Source organism: Halomonas getboli (assembly GCF_023094245.1).
Classification (GTDB): Bacteria; Pseudomonadota; Gammaproteobacteria; order Pseudomonadales; family Halomonadaceae; genus Halomonas; species Halomonas getboli.
In genome coordinates this window covers 28,835-44,515 of record NZ_JALMEW010000003.1, presented here as the reverse complement: position 1 = coordinate 44,515, position 15,681 = coordinate 28,835, and the positions used below count along the sequence as shown (strand labels likewise).

Below are 15,681 nucleotides of genomic sequence, written 5' to 3'. Positions count from 1 at the left end.
TGGATGCACGCCATCGCCAAGGCCATCGATGCCCTCAACGAGGGCTTCGGTCGTCTGATCGCGCCGCTGATCGCGATCATCACCGTCGTGGTGGTCTACGACATCGCCATGCGCTTCTTCTTCGGCCGGCCCAGCGACTGGGCCTTCGATGTCACCACCATGCTGTTCGGCAGCCACTTCATGCTGATGACGGCCTACGGCCTCAAGCATCACGCCCACGTCGAGGTGGATGTGCTCAAGCGGCTGCTGTCGCGGCGCGGCCGGGCGCTGATCGAGCTGCTCGGCTATCTGCTGTTCTTCACCCCCTTCATCCTGATGTTCATCACCTATAGCTGGAGCTTCTTCGAGCGCTCCTGGAGTCGCGGCGAATCCACCTACGGCATCGTCTCGATCCCGGTCTATCCGGTGAAGGCGGTGCTGGTCATCGCCGGCGTGCTGGTGCTGCTGCAGGCCATCGCCATCGTGATCCGCGCCTTCAGCGAGCTCGCCGCCGGCCCGTCGTCATCGGAGGACGCCTCATGAGCCCGGAAATGCTCACCCTGTTCATGTTCGGCGGCCTGCTGGTGGGGCTATTCATGGGCCATCCGCTGGCCTTCGTGCTGGGCGGTACCGCGGTGCTCGGCGCCTGGTTCGGCCCTGGCCCCCAGGTGCTCGGCATCATCATCAACAACATTTACGGCCGGGCCATGGACAACTACGTGCTGGTGGCCATCCCGCTGTTCATCCTCATGGCGCGATTCCTCAACGACTCCGGCGTCACCGAGCGGATGTTCGAGAGCATGCGTCTGCTGCTCGGGCGGGTGCGCGGCGGCCTGGCGCTGACCGTGGTCATCGTCTCGGTGCTGCTGGCCGCCACCACCGGCATCGTCGGCGCCTCGATCGCGGTGATGGGGCTGATCGCCCTGGTGCCGATGCTCAAGTACGGCTATCACAAGGGGCTGTCGGCCGGGGTGATCATGGCCAGCGGCTGCCTGGGCATCCTGATTCCACCGAGCATCATGCTGATCCTGATGGCCAGCTACTCGCCGGTGTCGGTGGGCGCGCTGTTCGCCGGCGCTCTGGTGCCGGGCCTGCTGCTGGGCGTGCTCTACGCCGGCTACGTGCTGGTGATCTGCTGGATCAAGCCCAGCTACGGCCCGCCGGTGGCCGCCGAGGAGCTCGCCGATCTCTCCACCGGCGATCTGGTCAAGCGGCTGGCCAAGTACGTGTTGCCGCCGATGAGCCTGATCCTCGGCGTGCTGGGCGCGCTGTTCACCGGCATCGCCACCGCCACCGAGGCCTCGGCGATCGGCGTGACGCTGGCCTTCGTGCTGTTCCTGATCTTCGGCGACCGCAAGCTCTCGACCTGCTATCGCACCTTCATCGAGGCCAGCAAGACCACCACCATGGTGATGTTCGTGCTGGTCGGCGCCACCGCCTTCACCGGGGTGTTCTCGATCGGCGGCGGCATGGACGTGATCAGCGGCCTGGTACTGGCCATGCCCGGCGGCACCGCCGGCGCCCTGATCCTGATGTTCCTGCTGGTGTTCGTGCTGGGCATGTTCCTCGACTGGACCGGCATCGTGCTGCTGAGCTTCCCGATCATGCTGCCGATCATCGATGCCATGGGCGTCGACATGCTGTGGTTCGTGGTGATGGTGGCGGTGGTGTTGCAGACGTCCTTCCTGACCCCGCCGTTCGGCTATGCGCTGTTCTACCTCAAGGGCGTGGCGCCGCCGGAGATCGAGACCCTGGATCTCTACAAGGCGGTGATCCCGTTCTGCGCCCTGATCCTGCTGGCCTGCCTGCTGATGGCGATGTTCCCGAGCCTGGTGACCGGGCTGCCCTCGATGCTGCTGGGCTACCAGTAAGCCGAAAGACGCGCCTGCCGGGCTCCGCGCCCGGCACTCCGCTCCCCTTCTCCTTCCTCCTTTCCTTTTCCCGCGACGACCGCCCCTTCGGGGCGTCGCGGGCATGCCGAACCGGCTGTCAGCTGATACTATCTTTCACCCGCCAGCCACTCGCATCTGGCCGCTGACGGCCACCGGAAGGAGACCCCGCGTTGTCCAGCCACCTCAGCCATCGACCCGCCTCGTCCGCTCCAAGGTCTTGGCTTCGCCTCGATGCATGGAGCGTCGTGACGCTGCTCATCGCCGCCATCGTGGCCCTGCCGGTGCTCACGGTGCTGGCGCATATCGTGATGCCCGCCGGCGGCGTCTGGCAGCACCTGGCCAGCACCGTGCTGGGCGGCTATCTGGCCAACACGCTGTTTCTCGTCGTTACGGTGGGGCTCGGCACCTTCGCGATCGGCACCGGCACCGCCTGGCTGGTGGTGATGTGCCGCTTCCCCGGGCGACGGCTGTTCGAGTGGGCGCTGCTGCTGCCGCTGGCGGTGCCGACCTACGTGATCGCCTACGCCTACACCGACTTCCTGCAGTACGCCGGACCGCTGCAGAGCGCGCTACGCGAGGCCTTCGGCTGGGAGCGCGGCGACTACTGGTTTCCCGACATCCGCTCGCTGGGCGGCGCCGCGACCCTGATCACCCTGGTGCTCTACCCCTACGTCTATATGCTGGCCCGGGCCAGCTTTCTGGAGCAGTCGGTGTGCGTGCTCGACGTCGGCCGCACCCTGGGCCGCGGCCCCTGGCGGCTGTTCACCAGCATCGCCATCCCGCTGGCACGCCCGGCCATCGTCGGCGGCGTGTCGCTGGCGCTGATGGAGACCCTCAACGAGTTCGGCGCGGTACAGTACTTTGGCGTCGATACCTTCACCACCGGCATCTATCGCACCTGGTTCGGCATGGGCGAACAGGTCGCCGCCGCCCAGCTGGCGGCCTGCCTGCTGGCCTTCGTGATCGTGTTCGTGCTGCTCGAGCGCTGGTCAAGGGGCAAGCGTCGCTACTTCCACACCACCGGGCGCTATCAGCAGCTGCCGGAGTTCCGCTTGAGCGGCCTGCGCGCTGCCGCCGCGACCCTGGCCTGCCTGCTGCCGGTGCTGGTGGGCTTCCTGATTCCCAGCGGCCTGCTGGGCTATCTGTCGTTCAAGGGCGGGGATTCGCTGTTCGGCGCCCAGTTCCTGGAGTTCGCCGGCAACAGCCTGCTGCTGGCGACGGTGGCGGCACTGGTCGCGGTGGGGCTGGCGCTGGTGCTGAGCTATGGCGCCCGGCTCAACCCGGGCCCGGTGACGCGAACCGCCACGCGCGTCGCGGCGATGGGCTATGCGGTGCCCGGTTCGGTGGTGGCGGTGGGCATCCTGATTCCCTTCGCCTGGCTGGACGACACCCTCAACGGCTTCCTCAAGGCCCACTACGGCGTGATGGCCGGGCTGATCTTCAGCGGCTCGGCCTTCATCCTGATCTACGCCTACGTGGTGCGCTTCCTGGCGGTGTCGTTCAACGCCCTGGAGGCGAGTCTCGGCAAGGTCACGCCGAGCATGGACGCGGCCGCCCGCACCCTGGGCCAGACCGCCGGCGGCACCCTGCGCAAGGTGCACACGCCGATCATGCGCGGCAGCCTGCTGGCCGCCGGCATCCTGGTGTTCGTCGACGTGATGAAGGAGCTGCCGGCGACCATCATCCTGCGCCCCTTCGACTTCGACACGCTGGCGGTGCGGGCCCACAACCTGGCCGCCGACGAGCGCCTGGCCGAGGCCTCCACCGCCTCGCTGACCATCGTCGCGGTGGGCATCATTCCGGTGATCCTGCTCAGCCTGGCGATGCGCGGCTCACGCCCCGGCAGCGGCGGGGTCAGCGGCCGGAAAGACGAACACCTGTGACGGATCCAGCCGGATCGTGACCGGCTGGCCCTCCTCGGGCAGGAACACCCCGGGGACCCGGGCGTGCAGATGCGACTCGCTGCCGCCGCCGTGGGCGCAGATGTGCAACAGGCTGGTGCGGCCCAGCAGCTTGGCCATGATCACGTGGCTGTGGTGGTCCGCCGGCGGCTCTTCCAGGGCCACCACGCGCAGCGCCTCGGGTCGGATCATCACCCGCGCCCGGGCGCCCTCCTCCAGGCCATGGGCCATCACCTCGCCTACCGGGGTGTCGACGCGACCGTCACGCACCGTGCCCTCGAGCTCGTTGACCTCGCCGAAGAAGGTCACCACGAACGGATCCACCGGCGCGCAGTAGAGCTCCCGGGGCGTGCCCATCTGCACGATGTGGCCGTCGCGCATCAGCGCGATGCGATCGGCCATGAACATCGCCTCCTCCGGGTCGTGGGTCACCAGCAAGGCGCCGGCGCCGACCCGCTTGAGCACGTGCAGGGTGTCGTCGCGGATGCGGTCGCGCAGACGGGCGTCCAGGCTCGAGAACGGCTCGTCGAGCAGCATCAGTCGCGGCGCCGGCGCCAGCGCCCGGGCCAGGGCCACGCGCTGCTGCTGGCCGCCGGACAGCATGTGCGGATAGCTCTCGGCGAAGCGCCCCATGCCCAGCTGGTCGAGCAGCTCCAGGGCGCGCTGGCGGCGCTCCTTGGCCGGCAGCGACTCGAGGCCGAAGCCGACGTTCTGCAGCACCGAGAGATGCGGAAACAGCGCCGAATCCTGGAAGGCCAGGCCGACGTTGCGCTTCTCGGGCGGCACGTGAGCGCCGCCGGGGCCACCGACCGAGCGGCCATCCAGCTCCACCCGCCCCTGCTGGAGCACCTCGAGCCCGGCGACGATGCGCAGCAGGGTGGTCTTGCCGCAGCCCGAGGGGCCGAGCAGGCAGACCACCTCGCCGGGACGAACCTCCAGGCCGACGTCTTCCACCGCCAGGTGGTGTCCGTAGGCGTGGCGAATGTTGTGCATGGCGAGCACCGGGGCCTGCTCCGGCACGGCGTCGGCGGCGGGGGATAGCTGAGCGTGGCTGGTCATAGGCGAGAATCGGCAGCTGGCATGACAGGAAACTCCATGGTAACGCGAAACCTTCGTCTTTTCGTCGTCATTTGGCGGGGCCGCGATGCCGGTTGACGCCATGCCGGGCAGGCGCTTCAATGGCAAGCCTAATACAACCTATTATCATTCGAAGTCTTCGCCGGCTTCCGCTTCCACGAGGTCCACGATGCCCCAGCACAGTCGACTCGCCCTTCCCCTCGCCACCCTGCTGGCCGGCGCGGCCTTCGCCACTCAGGCCGCCGCCGACGAGGTGAACATCTATTCGGCCCGTCATTACGACTCCGACCAGGCGCTCTACGACGCCTTCACCGAAGAGACCGGCATCGAGGTCAACGTCCTCGAGGGCGGCTCCGACCAGCTGATCCAGCGCATCGAGCGCGAGGGGCAGGCCAGCCCCGCCGACGTGATGATGACCGTGGACGCCGGCCGCCTGTGGCGCGCCGAGCAGGAGGACATCTTCGCCAGCGTCGACTCCGAGCTGCTCGACGAGCGCCTGCCCGCCAACATGCACCACCCCGAGGGCAAGTGGTTCGGCTTCAGCCAGCGCGTGCGCGCCATCTTCTACAACCCGGAGAAGGTCGGCGCCGACGAGCTGAAGACCTACGAGGACCTGGCCGATCCGCGCTTCAAGGGCGAGATCTGCATCCGTTCCTCCAACAATATCTACAACCAGTCGCTGCTGGCCTCGATGATCGCCCACCACGGCGAGGAAGGCGCCGAGCAGTGGGCCCAGGGCGTGGTCGACAACATGGCCCGCGACCCCGAGGGAGGCGATATCGACCAGATCCTCGGCGTGGCCAGCGGCGAGTGCGACGTGGCGGTGGCCAACCACTACTACTACGTGCGCATGCTCAAGTCCGACGACGACGCCACCCGCGAGGCCGCCGAACAGGTGCAGATCCTGTTCCCCAACCAGGGCGGTCGCGGCGCCCACATCAACATCGGCGGCGCCGGCATGGTCAAGGGCGCGCCGCATCCGGACAACGCCGTGCGCTTCCTGGAGTTCCTGGCCTCCGACGAGGCCCAATCGATCTTCGCCAGCGGCAACCACGAGTTCCCGGTGGTCGACGGCGTGCCGATCGACGACGTGCTGGCCTCCTGGGGCGACTTCAAGACCGACGATCTGAACGTCAGCGTGCTGGGCGAGAACAACCCGCAGGCGGTACGTATCTTCGATCGCGTCGGCTGGCGGTAGTCAATGTCTGAAAAGTGCCTGCGCTCGGCTATACGGCGTTAAAAATCAGCTCGAAATGCTCATTTACCCCTTTGTAAACTGCGCATCCTCGCTGATTTTTGCCTTGTCTAGCCTTCGCTCGCCGACTTTTCAGACACCGCCTCGCTCAGCCAGGCAACAGCGATTTATCGCTGTATTGACACCATCCACCGGCGCGTCCTGGCCCGGAGCATCGGCCATCACGAAAAAGGCCCGCGGCATTGCCGCGGGCCTTTTCATTGGCGGCCACGCTCAGGCGCCGGCTTGCCTCACTCGTCGCCCGGCCGGGGCGCGGCGTCGGCGGCGTTCTGATACACGCCCAGGGTGCCCATGCGGCGTCCGCGGTCGTTGAGGAAGCTCTCGAGCACCACCACGGGCTCGCGGCCCTGGCGGGTGAACGCGAGCCGGTCCGGCCCGGTGCGCTCGGACTGCCAGCCTTCGCCCAGGCACTGGCCGAGGGCCTCGCCGCCGGCCACCAGCGCGCCGCGCGGGTCGTCGGTCGCCAGCGGGCCGAAGCACAGGTAGTGGTCGGGTCGGCGGGCCGAGGTGATCACGCAGGCGTCATGAAACGCCTGGGTGTCGGTCTGCCAGGTGCGCGTCAGATTGGTGGTCTCCAGGCGCCCCTTGATGTCCTCGAAGCCCATCTCCGCGCTCGCGATCGCCCGATCCAGGGCGGCGCAGTCGAAGCGCTTCGCCGCCGTCTGCTCGGTGGCCTGGCTCGCGCAGCCGGTCAGCAGGGCCACGCCCGCGCCCAGCAGCCATGGGGTCATGATCCTTCGCATCCATCGCCTCCTTGTTCGATCGGGCCCTCGCGGCCCGCCGGTACTCCTACAGCATGGCATGAACCATGCGTCAGTGCGCCTCGTCCCAGTTAACGCCGCTCTCGGCCTCGACGATCAGCGCCACGTCGAGCTCGGCGGCGGCCTGCATGCGCCGCTTGACCTCGGGAATGAAGGCCTCGACGGCGTCTTCAGCGACCTCGAACACCAGTTCGTCGTGGACCTGCATGACCATCATGGCGTCGACCTCGCCCTCGGCCAGCCAGGCGTCAACGTCGATCATGGCGCGCTTGATGATGTCCGCCGCGGTGCCCTGCATGGGCGCGTTGATGGCGGTGCGCTCGGCGCCCTGACGCCGGGCGCGGTTCTGGGAGTGGATCTCCGGCAGGTAGAGGCGCCGGCCGAGCACCGTCTCGACGAAGCCGTCCTCCGCCGCCTGCGAGCGAATCCGCTCCATGTAGCGAGCCACGCCGGGATAGCGGTCGAAATAGCGGTCGATGTAGGTCTTGGCCTGCTTCTGCTCGATGTGCAGCTGGCGGCCCAGCCCCCAGGCGCTCATGCCGTAGATCAGCCCGAAGTTGATCGCCTTGGCGCTGCGGCGCTGGTCCGGGGTGACCTTGTCCAGCCCCACGCCGAACACCTCGGAAGCGGTGGCGGCGTGGATGTCGCGGTCGGCGGCGAAGGCCTCGAGCAGGCCCTTGTCGCCGGACAGGTGCGCCATGATGCGCAGCTCGATCTGCGAGTAATCGGCGGCGACGATGCGATAGCCGGGCCGCGCGACGAAGGCCTGGCGGATCTTGCGCCCCTGCTCGGTGCGGATCGGAATGTTCTGCAGGTTGGGATCGGAGGACGACAGCCGCCCGGTGGCGGTGACCGCCTGGTGGTAGCTGGTGTGCAGCCGGCCGGTGGCCTTGTTGACCAGCTTCGGCAGCTTGTCGGTGTAGGTGGAACGCAGCTTGGAGAGCCCGCGGTGTTCCATGATCACCTTGGGCAGCGGGTAGTCCAGCGCCAGCTCCTCGAGCACCGCCTCGGCGGTGGACGGCGCGCCCTTGGGCGTCTTCTTGATCACCGGGATCTTCTGTTCCTCGAACAGGATCTGGCCGAGCTGCTTGGGCGAGCCCAGGTTGAACTCGCGCCCGGCCAGCTCGAAGGCCTGCTGCTCGAGCTCGCCGATGCGCTGGCCGAGCTCCTGGCTCTGGGCATGCAGGCGCTCGGCGTCCAGCGCCACGCCGCCGCGCTCCATGCGCGACAGCACCCGGATCAGCGGGCGCTCCAGGCTGTCGAGCACTTCGGCCAGGCGCCCCTCGGCCTCGACCCGCGGGCGCAGCTCGCGGTGCAGACGCAGGGTGATGTCGACGTCCTCGCAGGCGTAGGGCGCGGCCTGCTCCAGGGCGATCTGGTTGAAGGTCAGCTGCTTGACGCCCTTGCCGGCGATGTCCTCGAAGCTGACCGTCTTCTCGCCCAGGTACTTGAGCGCCAGCGAGTCCATGTCGTGGCGGGTGGCGGTGGAATCCAGCACGTAGGACTCGAGCATGGTGTCCTCGAGAGCGCCGGCCACCTCGATGCCGTGGCGCGCCAGCACCGAGATGTCGTACTTGAGGTTCTGGCCGATCTTGGCCTTGCCGGCGTCCGCCCACAGCGGCGTCAGCGCCTCGAGCACGGCCTTGCGGTCGAGCTGGGCCGGCGCGTCCAGGTAGTCGTGGGCCAGCGGGATGTAGGCGGCCTCGCCGGGTTCGAGGGACAGCCCGACGCCGACGATCTCGGCCTCCATGTAGTCGAGGCTGGTGGTTTCGAGATCGAAGCAGAAGGCCTCGGCGTCGTTGAGGCGCGCGAGCCAGGCGTCGAGATCGGCCTGCTCGAGAATCACCGCGTCCTCGCGCTCGGCGCCGCCGCTCTCGCCATCGCGTTCTCCACCGCTCTCACCGCCTTCGGCACCCTCGCCCGAGGCGGCGTCATCGACGCCCTTGTCCTTGCCCTCCAGCAGCTCGGACAGCCAGGCCTTGAACTCCAGGCGGCGATACAGCTCGGCCAGCGCCTCGCGGTCGGGATGGGCGATGTCCAGGTCGTCGAGGCCCACCGGTAGCTCGCAGTCGGTCTTGATGGTGGCCAGCTCGTAGGACAGGAAGGCCTGGTCGCGGTGCTCCTCGAGCTTCTTGGGCAGCGTCTTGGCGCCGCGGAAGCCCAGCGTCTTGACCTTCTCCAGGTCGGCGTAGACGGTCTCGAGGCCGCCCTCCATGCCTTGCAGCAGCCCCAGCGCGGTCTTTTCGCCGACGCCCGGCACGCCGGGAATGTTGTCGACCTTGTCGCCCATCAGCGCCAGGAAGTCGATGATCAGCTCCGGCGGCAGGCCGAACTTCTCCTTCACCCCGTCCACGTCCAGGGTCTCGTCCTTCATGGTGTTGACCAGGGTGATGTGGCCATTCACCAGCTGGGCCATGTCCTTGTCACCGGTGGAGATCACCGCGTCGCGGCCGGCCTCGGTGGCGTGGCGCGCCAGAGTGCCGATGACGTCGTCGGCCTCCACGCCCTCGATGCACAGCAGCGGCAGGCCGAGGGCGCGCACGCAATCGTGCAGCGGCTGGACCTGGGCGCGCAGGTCGTCCGGCATCGGTGGGCGCTGGGCCTTGTACTCGGCGTAGAGCTCGTCGCGGAAGGTCTTGCCCGGGGCATCGAACACCACCGCCATGGGGCTGTCGGGGTAGTCCTTGATCAGCCGCTTGAGCATGTTGAGCACGCCCTTGACGGCGCCGGTGGGCAGCCCCTCCGAGGTGGTCAGCGGCGGCAGGGCGTGAAAGGCGCGGTAGAGATAGGAGGAACCGTCGACGAGGACGATGGGGGTGTCGGCCATGAATCGGCATCCCTTGCAGGCTGGGCAGATGATCGCGTGTCGAGGGGCCGGCGGTCATCGCGAGCGCCGCCCCTGATCCTGGTCAGTCATGATACGCATTGCCGAGCCGATTTGCCGGGCAAAGCATGCGTTGTCGACCGCCAAGGGCATACACTGGGGGCAACCCCATGGTCAGGAGAACACCATGAACCTCATGCGCTCCGCCCTGCTTGCGCCGCTGGCCGGCCTGGCCCTCGTCACCGCCGCCCTGCCGGCCCTGGCCCAGTCCAGCACCGACGTCGAGCCGGACGTCACCATCCGCCAGGAAGAAGACCGCACCATCCGCGAGTACCGGGTCAACGGTGAGCTCTATGCCATCGAGATCAAGCCCGCCGCCGGGCCCTCCTACTACCTGGTCGACCGCGACGGCGACGGCGACTTCGAGCGCCAGAACGGCCAGCGCATCGCCGTGCCCGAGTGGGTCCTCAAGCGTTTCTGACCCTCGCCCCCGCCGACCGCGGGGGCGACGCCATCCGGTTCGTGCATCACGCCGCCAAGCCGCTACAATAGGCGGCTTCGCATACCCGGGCGAGACATCCATGGCCGTATTCACACCGCTGACCGACTCCCAGGTCGAGACGTTCCTGAGCCGCTTCGACGCCGGTTCGCTGGTCGCCTGCAAGGGCGTGCCCGCCGGCACCGAGAACAGCACCTTCTTCGTCACCACCGACCGTCGCGAGCTGGTGCTCACGCTGTTCGAGCAGGGCGAGCACGAGGAGCTGCCGTTCTTCGTCGAGCTGCTCGACTACCTGGACGAGCACCGTCTGCCCGTGCCCGGGCCGCTTCACGACCGCGACGGCATCGCCCTGCACAGCCTCGCCGGCAAGCCGGCGCTGCTGTTCCCGCGCCTGCCCGGCAAGCATCCCGAGGCCCCCAACCTGGCCCAGTGCCGGGCGCTGGGCGACGCTCTCGGCCGCATGCACAAGGTCTCGCGGCGCTTCCCGGGCCACCGCCCCAACCCGCGCGACCTGCACTGGCTGCTGCCGATGCATCACAAGGTGCTGGCCTATCTCTCGCCCGAGGATCAGGCGCTGATGAAGGACGAGGTGGAGATCTACCAGGGCTTCTTCGGCGACGCGCCGACGCTGCCTCAGGGCGCGATCCACGGCGACCTGTTCCGCGACAACACCCTGTTCGACGGCGACGCGCTGGGCGGGCTGATCGACTTCTACAACGGCTGCACCGGCGACCTGCTGTTCGACCTCGCCATCGTGATCAACGACTGGGCCACCGAGGCCGACGGCCGGCTCGACCCGGCGCGCTATGAGGCGCTGCTCGGCGCCTATCAGGCGCGGCGTCCGCTGGAGGACAGCGAGCGCGAGGCCTGGCCGATGATGCTGCGCATGACCGCGCTGCGCTACTGGCTGTCGCGGCTGCTGGTGGTCTACGTCGACCCGCCCGCCCACGATCTCACGCCCCACGACCCGGACGTGTTCCGCACCGTGCTCAAGCGGCGCATCGCCGACGGCGCCCTGCCGCTGCCCGAGGCCGCTCGATGAGCCTGAGCATGGGCAGCATGACCGGGCCCGCCCAGCGCGCCCGGCACACCTGGAACATCGACCAGTGGGGCAGCGGCTACTTCGACGTGGCCGACGACGGCCAGGCCCTGGTGAGACCGCTCGGCAGCGAGGACGATGGCCCGGCGCTGCCGCTCTCGCCGCTGATCGCGCAGCTGCGCGAGGCCGGCCTGCGGCTGCCGGTGCTGGTCCGCTTCACCGACATCCTCCACGACCGCGTCGAGCAGCTGTGCGCCGCCTTCGACGGGGCCATGGAAGAGGAGGCGTTCGGCGGCGGCTACACCGCGGTCTACCCGATCAAGGTCAACCAGCAGCGCCGGGTGGTCGAGGAGATCCTCAACACCCGCGAGCGCGGCCACGATCGGGTCGGCCTGGAGGCCGGCAGCAAGCCGGAGCTGCTGGCGGTACTGGCGCTGTCCGGCGACGGCCCCTCGCTGATCGTCTGCAACGGCTACAAGGACCGCGAGTACATCCGCCTGGCACTGATGGGCGAGAAGCTCGGCCATCGCGTCTATCTGGTGGTGGAGAAGCTCTCGGAGCTGCCGCTGATCCTCGAGGAGGCCGAGCGCCTGGGCGTGCGGCCGCGCATCGGCCTGCGCGCCCGGCTGGCCTCGGTGGGCAAGGGCAAGTGGCAGAACACCGGCGGCGAGAAGTCCAAGTTCGGCCTCACCGCCGGGCAGATCCAGGCCGTGGTCGAGCGGCTGCGCGAGGCCGATGCCCTGGGCAGCCTGCAGCTGGTGCACTTCCACCTGGGCTCGCAGATCGCCAACATCCGCGACATCCAGCGCGGCCTGCGCGAGTGCGCCCGCTTCTACCAGAGCCTGATCACGCTGGGCGCGCCGGTGGATACCGTCGACGTGGGCGGCGGGCTCGGCATCGACTACGAGGGCACCCGGTCGCGCAGCTTCTGCTCGATCAACTACTCCATGCGCGAGTACGCCCGCAACGTGGTGGCGGCCTTCGCCCAGGTATGCGAGGAGGCGGGGCTGCCTCATCCGCACCTGATCAGCGAGTCGGGCCGCGCCCTGACCGCACACCATGCGGTGCTGATCACCAACGTGATCGGCGAGGAGCGCGCCGACACCCGGGCGCCGACGGCCCGGGTCGAGGGCGACCCCCAGGTCGCCGAACTGTGGCGGGTCCACGACGCCCTGGCGGCCGACCAGGCCCCGCGCGGGCTGGTCGAGGCCTGGCACGACCTGGGCCAGGCCATCGGCGAGCTGCAGGAGCGCTTCGTGATGGGGCTGGCCGGGCTCGAGGCCCGCGCCGAGGGCGAAGGCGTCTACAGCGCCGCCTGCGCCCGGCTGCGCGAACGCCTCGATCCGCGCAATCGCGCCCATCGCGAGATCCACGACGAGCTCGCCGAGAAGCTGGCCGACAAGCTGTTCGTCAACTTCTCGCTGTTCCAGTCGGTGCCCGACGTCTGGGGGATCGACCAGATCTTCCCGGTGCTGCCGCTGAGCGGCCTGGACCGCCCGCCCGCGCGGCGCGCGGTGATTCAGGACATCACCTGCGACAGCGACGGCCGCATCGACGGCTATGTGGACGGCGAGGGCGTCGAGGCCACGCTGCCGCTGCCCGAGTGGGACGACGACGAGGAGCGCCTGCTGGGCTTCTTCCTGGTCGGCGCCTATCAGGAGATCCTCGGCGACCTGCACAATCTGTTCGGCGACACCGACTCGGTGGACGCCTCGCTGGACGAGCACGGCGCCTGGCGCCTCGACCATCGCCGCCGCGGCGACCGGGTCGCCGACGTGCTCGGCTACGTGGACTTCGACGCCGAGGTGCTGCGCCAGCGTCTCGCCGACCAGCTCGCCGCCAGCGGCCTCGACGGCGACGAACAGTCGCGTTTCCTCGCCGACCTGTCGGAAGGCCTCGAAGGCTACACCTACCTGGAATAACTCAGCGCCGACCTGACGTCACGCCTTCACTGAACCATAGTGAAGGCGTGAGATCGTTGTTGCGTGCCCGGCACGCGGAAATGGTCCGCTGATGCCATTTTTATTTGCATCCTAATGTTTTATCATGGATGTATCCCTGACACATCGCAAGGAGCAAGGAGCAAGGGCTCATGATCATACTCTCTCTCATTTTCTGGCTGGTGGGGCTGGCCCTGCTCGGGGGTGGCCTGTGGCTGATCACCCTCGACGGCAGCTGGTACTACGCCATCTCCGGCATCGTGCTGATCGCCGTCGGCGTCATGACGCGCTCTCGCCGCCCCAAGGCCCAGCTGCTGTATGCGCTGTTCCTGGCGGCGACCGCCGCCTGGGCGCTGTGGGAATCCGGCTATGACTGGTGGCCGCTGGCCCCGCGCCTCGGCATCTTCCTGCTGCTTGCCATCCCGCTGCTGTGGCCGGCCAAGGGCGGCTCCCGCCTCGGCACCGCCGTGCTGCTGCCGGTATGGGCGGTCATCGGCGTCGGCCTGCTGGGCAGCATGGCCGTGGACCAGCATCGTATCGATGGTGAGCTGAACCGCGACGTGGTCACCGAGAATCCCGACCTCGGCGATAGCCCGGACGCGAGCTGGCACGCCTACGGTCGCAGCAACATGGGCCAGCGCTTCTCGCCGCTGGACCAGATCACCCCCGATAACGTGGGCGACCTGGAACTGGCCTGGCAGTACCAGACCGGCGATGTGAAGGGCCCCGACGATGTGGGCGAGACCACCTACGAGGTCACCCCGCTGAAGGTGGGCAACTCGCTGTTCCTGTGCACCCCGCACAACTGGCTGGTCGCGCTGAACGCCGATACCGGCGAGCAGCAGTGGGTCTATGACGCCAAGCCGCCGGCCGAGAGCTCGCGCCAGCACCAGACCTGCCGCGGCGTTTCCTATCTACCGCCGGCCTCCGGCGACGCCGACAGTCTCGACGTGCAGGTCGCCAGCGGCCCGGCCGAGGACCTGGCGCCCGTCCAGTGCGACGCCCAGCTGTTCATGCCGACCTCCGACGCCCGCCTGCTGGCCGTCGATCCGGCCACCGGCGCTCGCTGCGCCAACTTCGCCGACAACGGCGAGCTGGACCTGATGCACAACATGCCGTACAAGCAGGCCGGCTTCTACTACTCCACCTCGCCGCCCGTGGTGGCCGATGGCAAGGTCGTGGTGGCCGGTTCGGTCAACGACAACTACGCCATCAATTCGCCGTCCGGTGTGATCCGCGCCTACGACGCCAAGACCGGTGAACTGGTGTGGAACTGGGATTCCGGCAATCCGGACGAGACCGCGCCGATCGGCCCGGACGAGGTCTACACCACCAGCTCTCCGAACAGCTGGTCGATCGCCAGCGCCGACGAGGACCTGGGGCTGATCTACCTGCCGATGGGCAACCGCACCCCGGACCAGCTCGGCATGTACCGCACCGAAGCCGAGGAGAAGTACGCGACCTCGGTGGTGGCGCTGAGCCTCGAGACCGGCCAGGTGGCGTGGGTCCACCAGTTCGTGCACCACGATCTGTGGGACATGGACACCCCGGCCCAGCCGAGCCTGGTCGATCTCGACACCGACAGCGGCACCCAGCCGGCCCTGGTGGTTCCCACCAAGCAGGGCGACGTCTACGTGCTGAACCGCAAGACCGGCGAGGCGATCTTCCCAGTGTCCGAGGAGCCGGCACCGCAGGGCACCATCGAGGGCGACCACGCCTCTCCGACGCAGCCGAAGTCCAGCCTGTCCTTCCGTCCGCCGACCCTGCGCGAAGCGGACATGTGGGGCGCCACGCCGTTCGACCAGCTGATGTGCCGCATCCAGTTCAAGTCGCTGCGCTACGAGGGCCAGTACACGCCGCCCTCCGAGCAGGGCACCATCGTCTTCCCGGGCAACTTCGGTGTCTTCAACTGGGGCAGCATCGCGGTGGATCCGAAGCGCCAGGTGATGTTCGGCATGCCGCTCTATCTGGCCTTCACCTCCACCCTGGTGCCGAAGGACAACGCCGACATGTCCGGCGCCAACCAGGGTGAGCACGGCCTCAACGCCAACGCCGGCGGCCCCTATGCCGTCGACATGAAGCCGTTCCTGTCGCCGTTCGGCGTGCCCTGCCAGCAGCCCCCGTGGGGTTACGTGGCCGGCACCGACCTGCGCACCGGCGAGGTCGCCTGGCAGCACAAGAACGGCACCGTCGAGGACATGACCGCGCTGCCGCTGAAGATCAAGATGGGCGTGCCCGGCATCGGCGGCCCGGTGATCACCGACAGCGGCGTGGTGTTCCTGGCCGCCAGCGTGGACAACTACCTGCGCGGCTATGACCTGCACACCGGCGAGCAGCTGTGGGAAACCCGCCTGCCGGCCGGCGGTCAGGCCACGCCGATGACCTACCTCAACAGCCAGGGCGAGCAGATGGTCGTCCAGGTCGCCGGGGGCCACGGTTCCATCGGCACCACCATCGGTGACTACGTGATGGCCTACAAGCTGCCTCAGCAGTAACGGCCAGGGGCGCCTCTCC

11 protein-coding genes are annotated in these 15,681 nt (G+C 68.4%); 8 read left to right on the top strand and 3 right to left on the bottom strand.

From position 1 onward, the window contains the following. Positions 1-3 precede the first annotated feature (3 nt). The 3 genes from MYL53_RS07645 to MYL53_RS07635 all read left to right on the top strand — a co-directional run bounded on the left by MYL53_RS07645 (position 4) and on the right by MYL53_RS07635 (position 3,754). Entirely contained in the window at positions 4-522 is a 519-nt protein-coding gene (locus tag MYL53_RS07645; RefSeq protein ID WP_247853037.1) for a TRAP transporter small permease subunit, read from the top strand. After that, a complete protein-coding gene (locus tag MYL53_RS07640) occupies positions 519-1,850 on the top strand; it encodes a TRAP transporter large permease (RefSeq protein WP_247853036.1) in 1,332 nt (443 codons plus the stop codon). The genes MYL53_RS07645 and MYL53_RS07640 overlap by 4 nt, the downstream gene beginning before the upstream one ends. Before the next feature lie 266 nt (positions 1,851-2,116). After that, on the top strand, positions 2,117-3,754 hold the full coding sequence (locus MYL53_RS07635; RefSeq protein WP_425591743.1) for an ABC transporter permease: 1,638 nt from the start codon (positions 2,117-2,119) through the stop codon (positions 3,752-3,754). Here the strand turns inward: MYL53_RS07635 and MYL53_RS07630 are convergent. Next, a complete protein-coding gene (locus MYL53_RS07630) occupies positions 3,704-4,831 on the bottom strand; it encodes an ABC transporter ATP-binding protein (protein WP_247853034.1) in 1,128 nt (375 codons plus the stop codon). The two genes, MYL53_RS07635 and MYL53_RS07630, sit on opposite strands and share 51 nt — an antisense overlap. Positions 4,832-5,018: 187 nt before the next feature. Between MYL53_RS07630 and MYL53_RS07625 the strand changes: the two genes are divergently transcribed. Beyond that, entirely contained in the window at positions 5,019-6,047 is a 1,029-nt protein-coding gene (locus tag MYL53_RS07625; protein ID WP_247853033.1) for a Fe(3+) ABC transporter substrate-binding protein, read from the top strand. 287 nt (positions 6,048-6,334) lie between these two features. On the opposite strand, the gene MYL53_RS07620 is transcribed toward MYL53_RS07625, so the two are convergent. Next, positions 6,335-6,847 (bottom strand): hypothetical protein, encoded by a 513-nt coding sequence (locus MYL53_RS07620; protein ID WP_247853032.1) that lies wholly within the window; start codon positions 6,845-6,847, stop codon positions 6,335-6,337. A gap of 70 nt (positions 6,848-6,917) precedes the next feature. Then, positions 6,918-9,692 (bottom strand): DNA polymerase I, encoded by a 2,775-nt coding sequence (gene polA, locus MYL53_RS07615; protein WP_247853031.1) that lies wholly within the window; start codon positions 9,690-9,692, stop codon positions 6,918-6,920. 184 nt (positions 9,693-9,876) lie between these two features. Here polA and MYL53_RS07610 point away from each other — a divergent pair, with 184 nt between their 5' ends. The 4 genes from MYL53_RS07610 to MYL53_RS07595 all read left to right on the top strand — a co-directional run bounded on the left by MYL53_RS07610 (position 9,877) and on the right by MYL53_RS07595 (position 15,662). Further along, positions 9,877-10,170, top strand: coding sequence for a DUF2782 domain-containing protein (locus MYL53_RS07610; protein WP_247853030.1), 294 nt, complete (start codon positions 9,877-9,879; stop codon positions 10,168-10,170). A 100-nt stretch (positions 10,171-10,270) separates the two neighbouring features. Next, complete coding sequence (locus MYL53_RS07605; protein ID WP_247853029.1) at positions 10,271-11,230, top strand: homoserine kinase; 960 nt, start codon at positions 10,271-10,273, stop codon at positions 11,228-11,230. Then, entirely contained in the window at positions 11,227-13,149 is a 1,923-nt protein-coding gene (speA, locus tag MYL53_RS07600; protein WP_247853028.1) for a biosynthetic arginine decarboxylase, read from the top strand. The genes MYL53_RS07605 and speA overlap by 4 nt, the downstream gene beginning before the upstream one ends. A gap of 170 nt (positions 13,150-13,319) precedes the next feature. Next, positions 13,320-15,662, top strand: coding sequence for a glucose/quinate/shikimate family membrane-bound PQQ-dependent dehydrogenase (locus tag MYL53_RS07595; RefSeq protein WP_247853027.1), 2,343 nt, complete (start codon positions 13,320-13,322; stop codon positions 15,660-15,662). Positions 15,663-15,681: the final 19 nt, after the last annotated feature.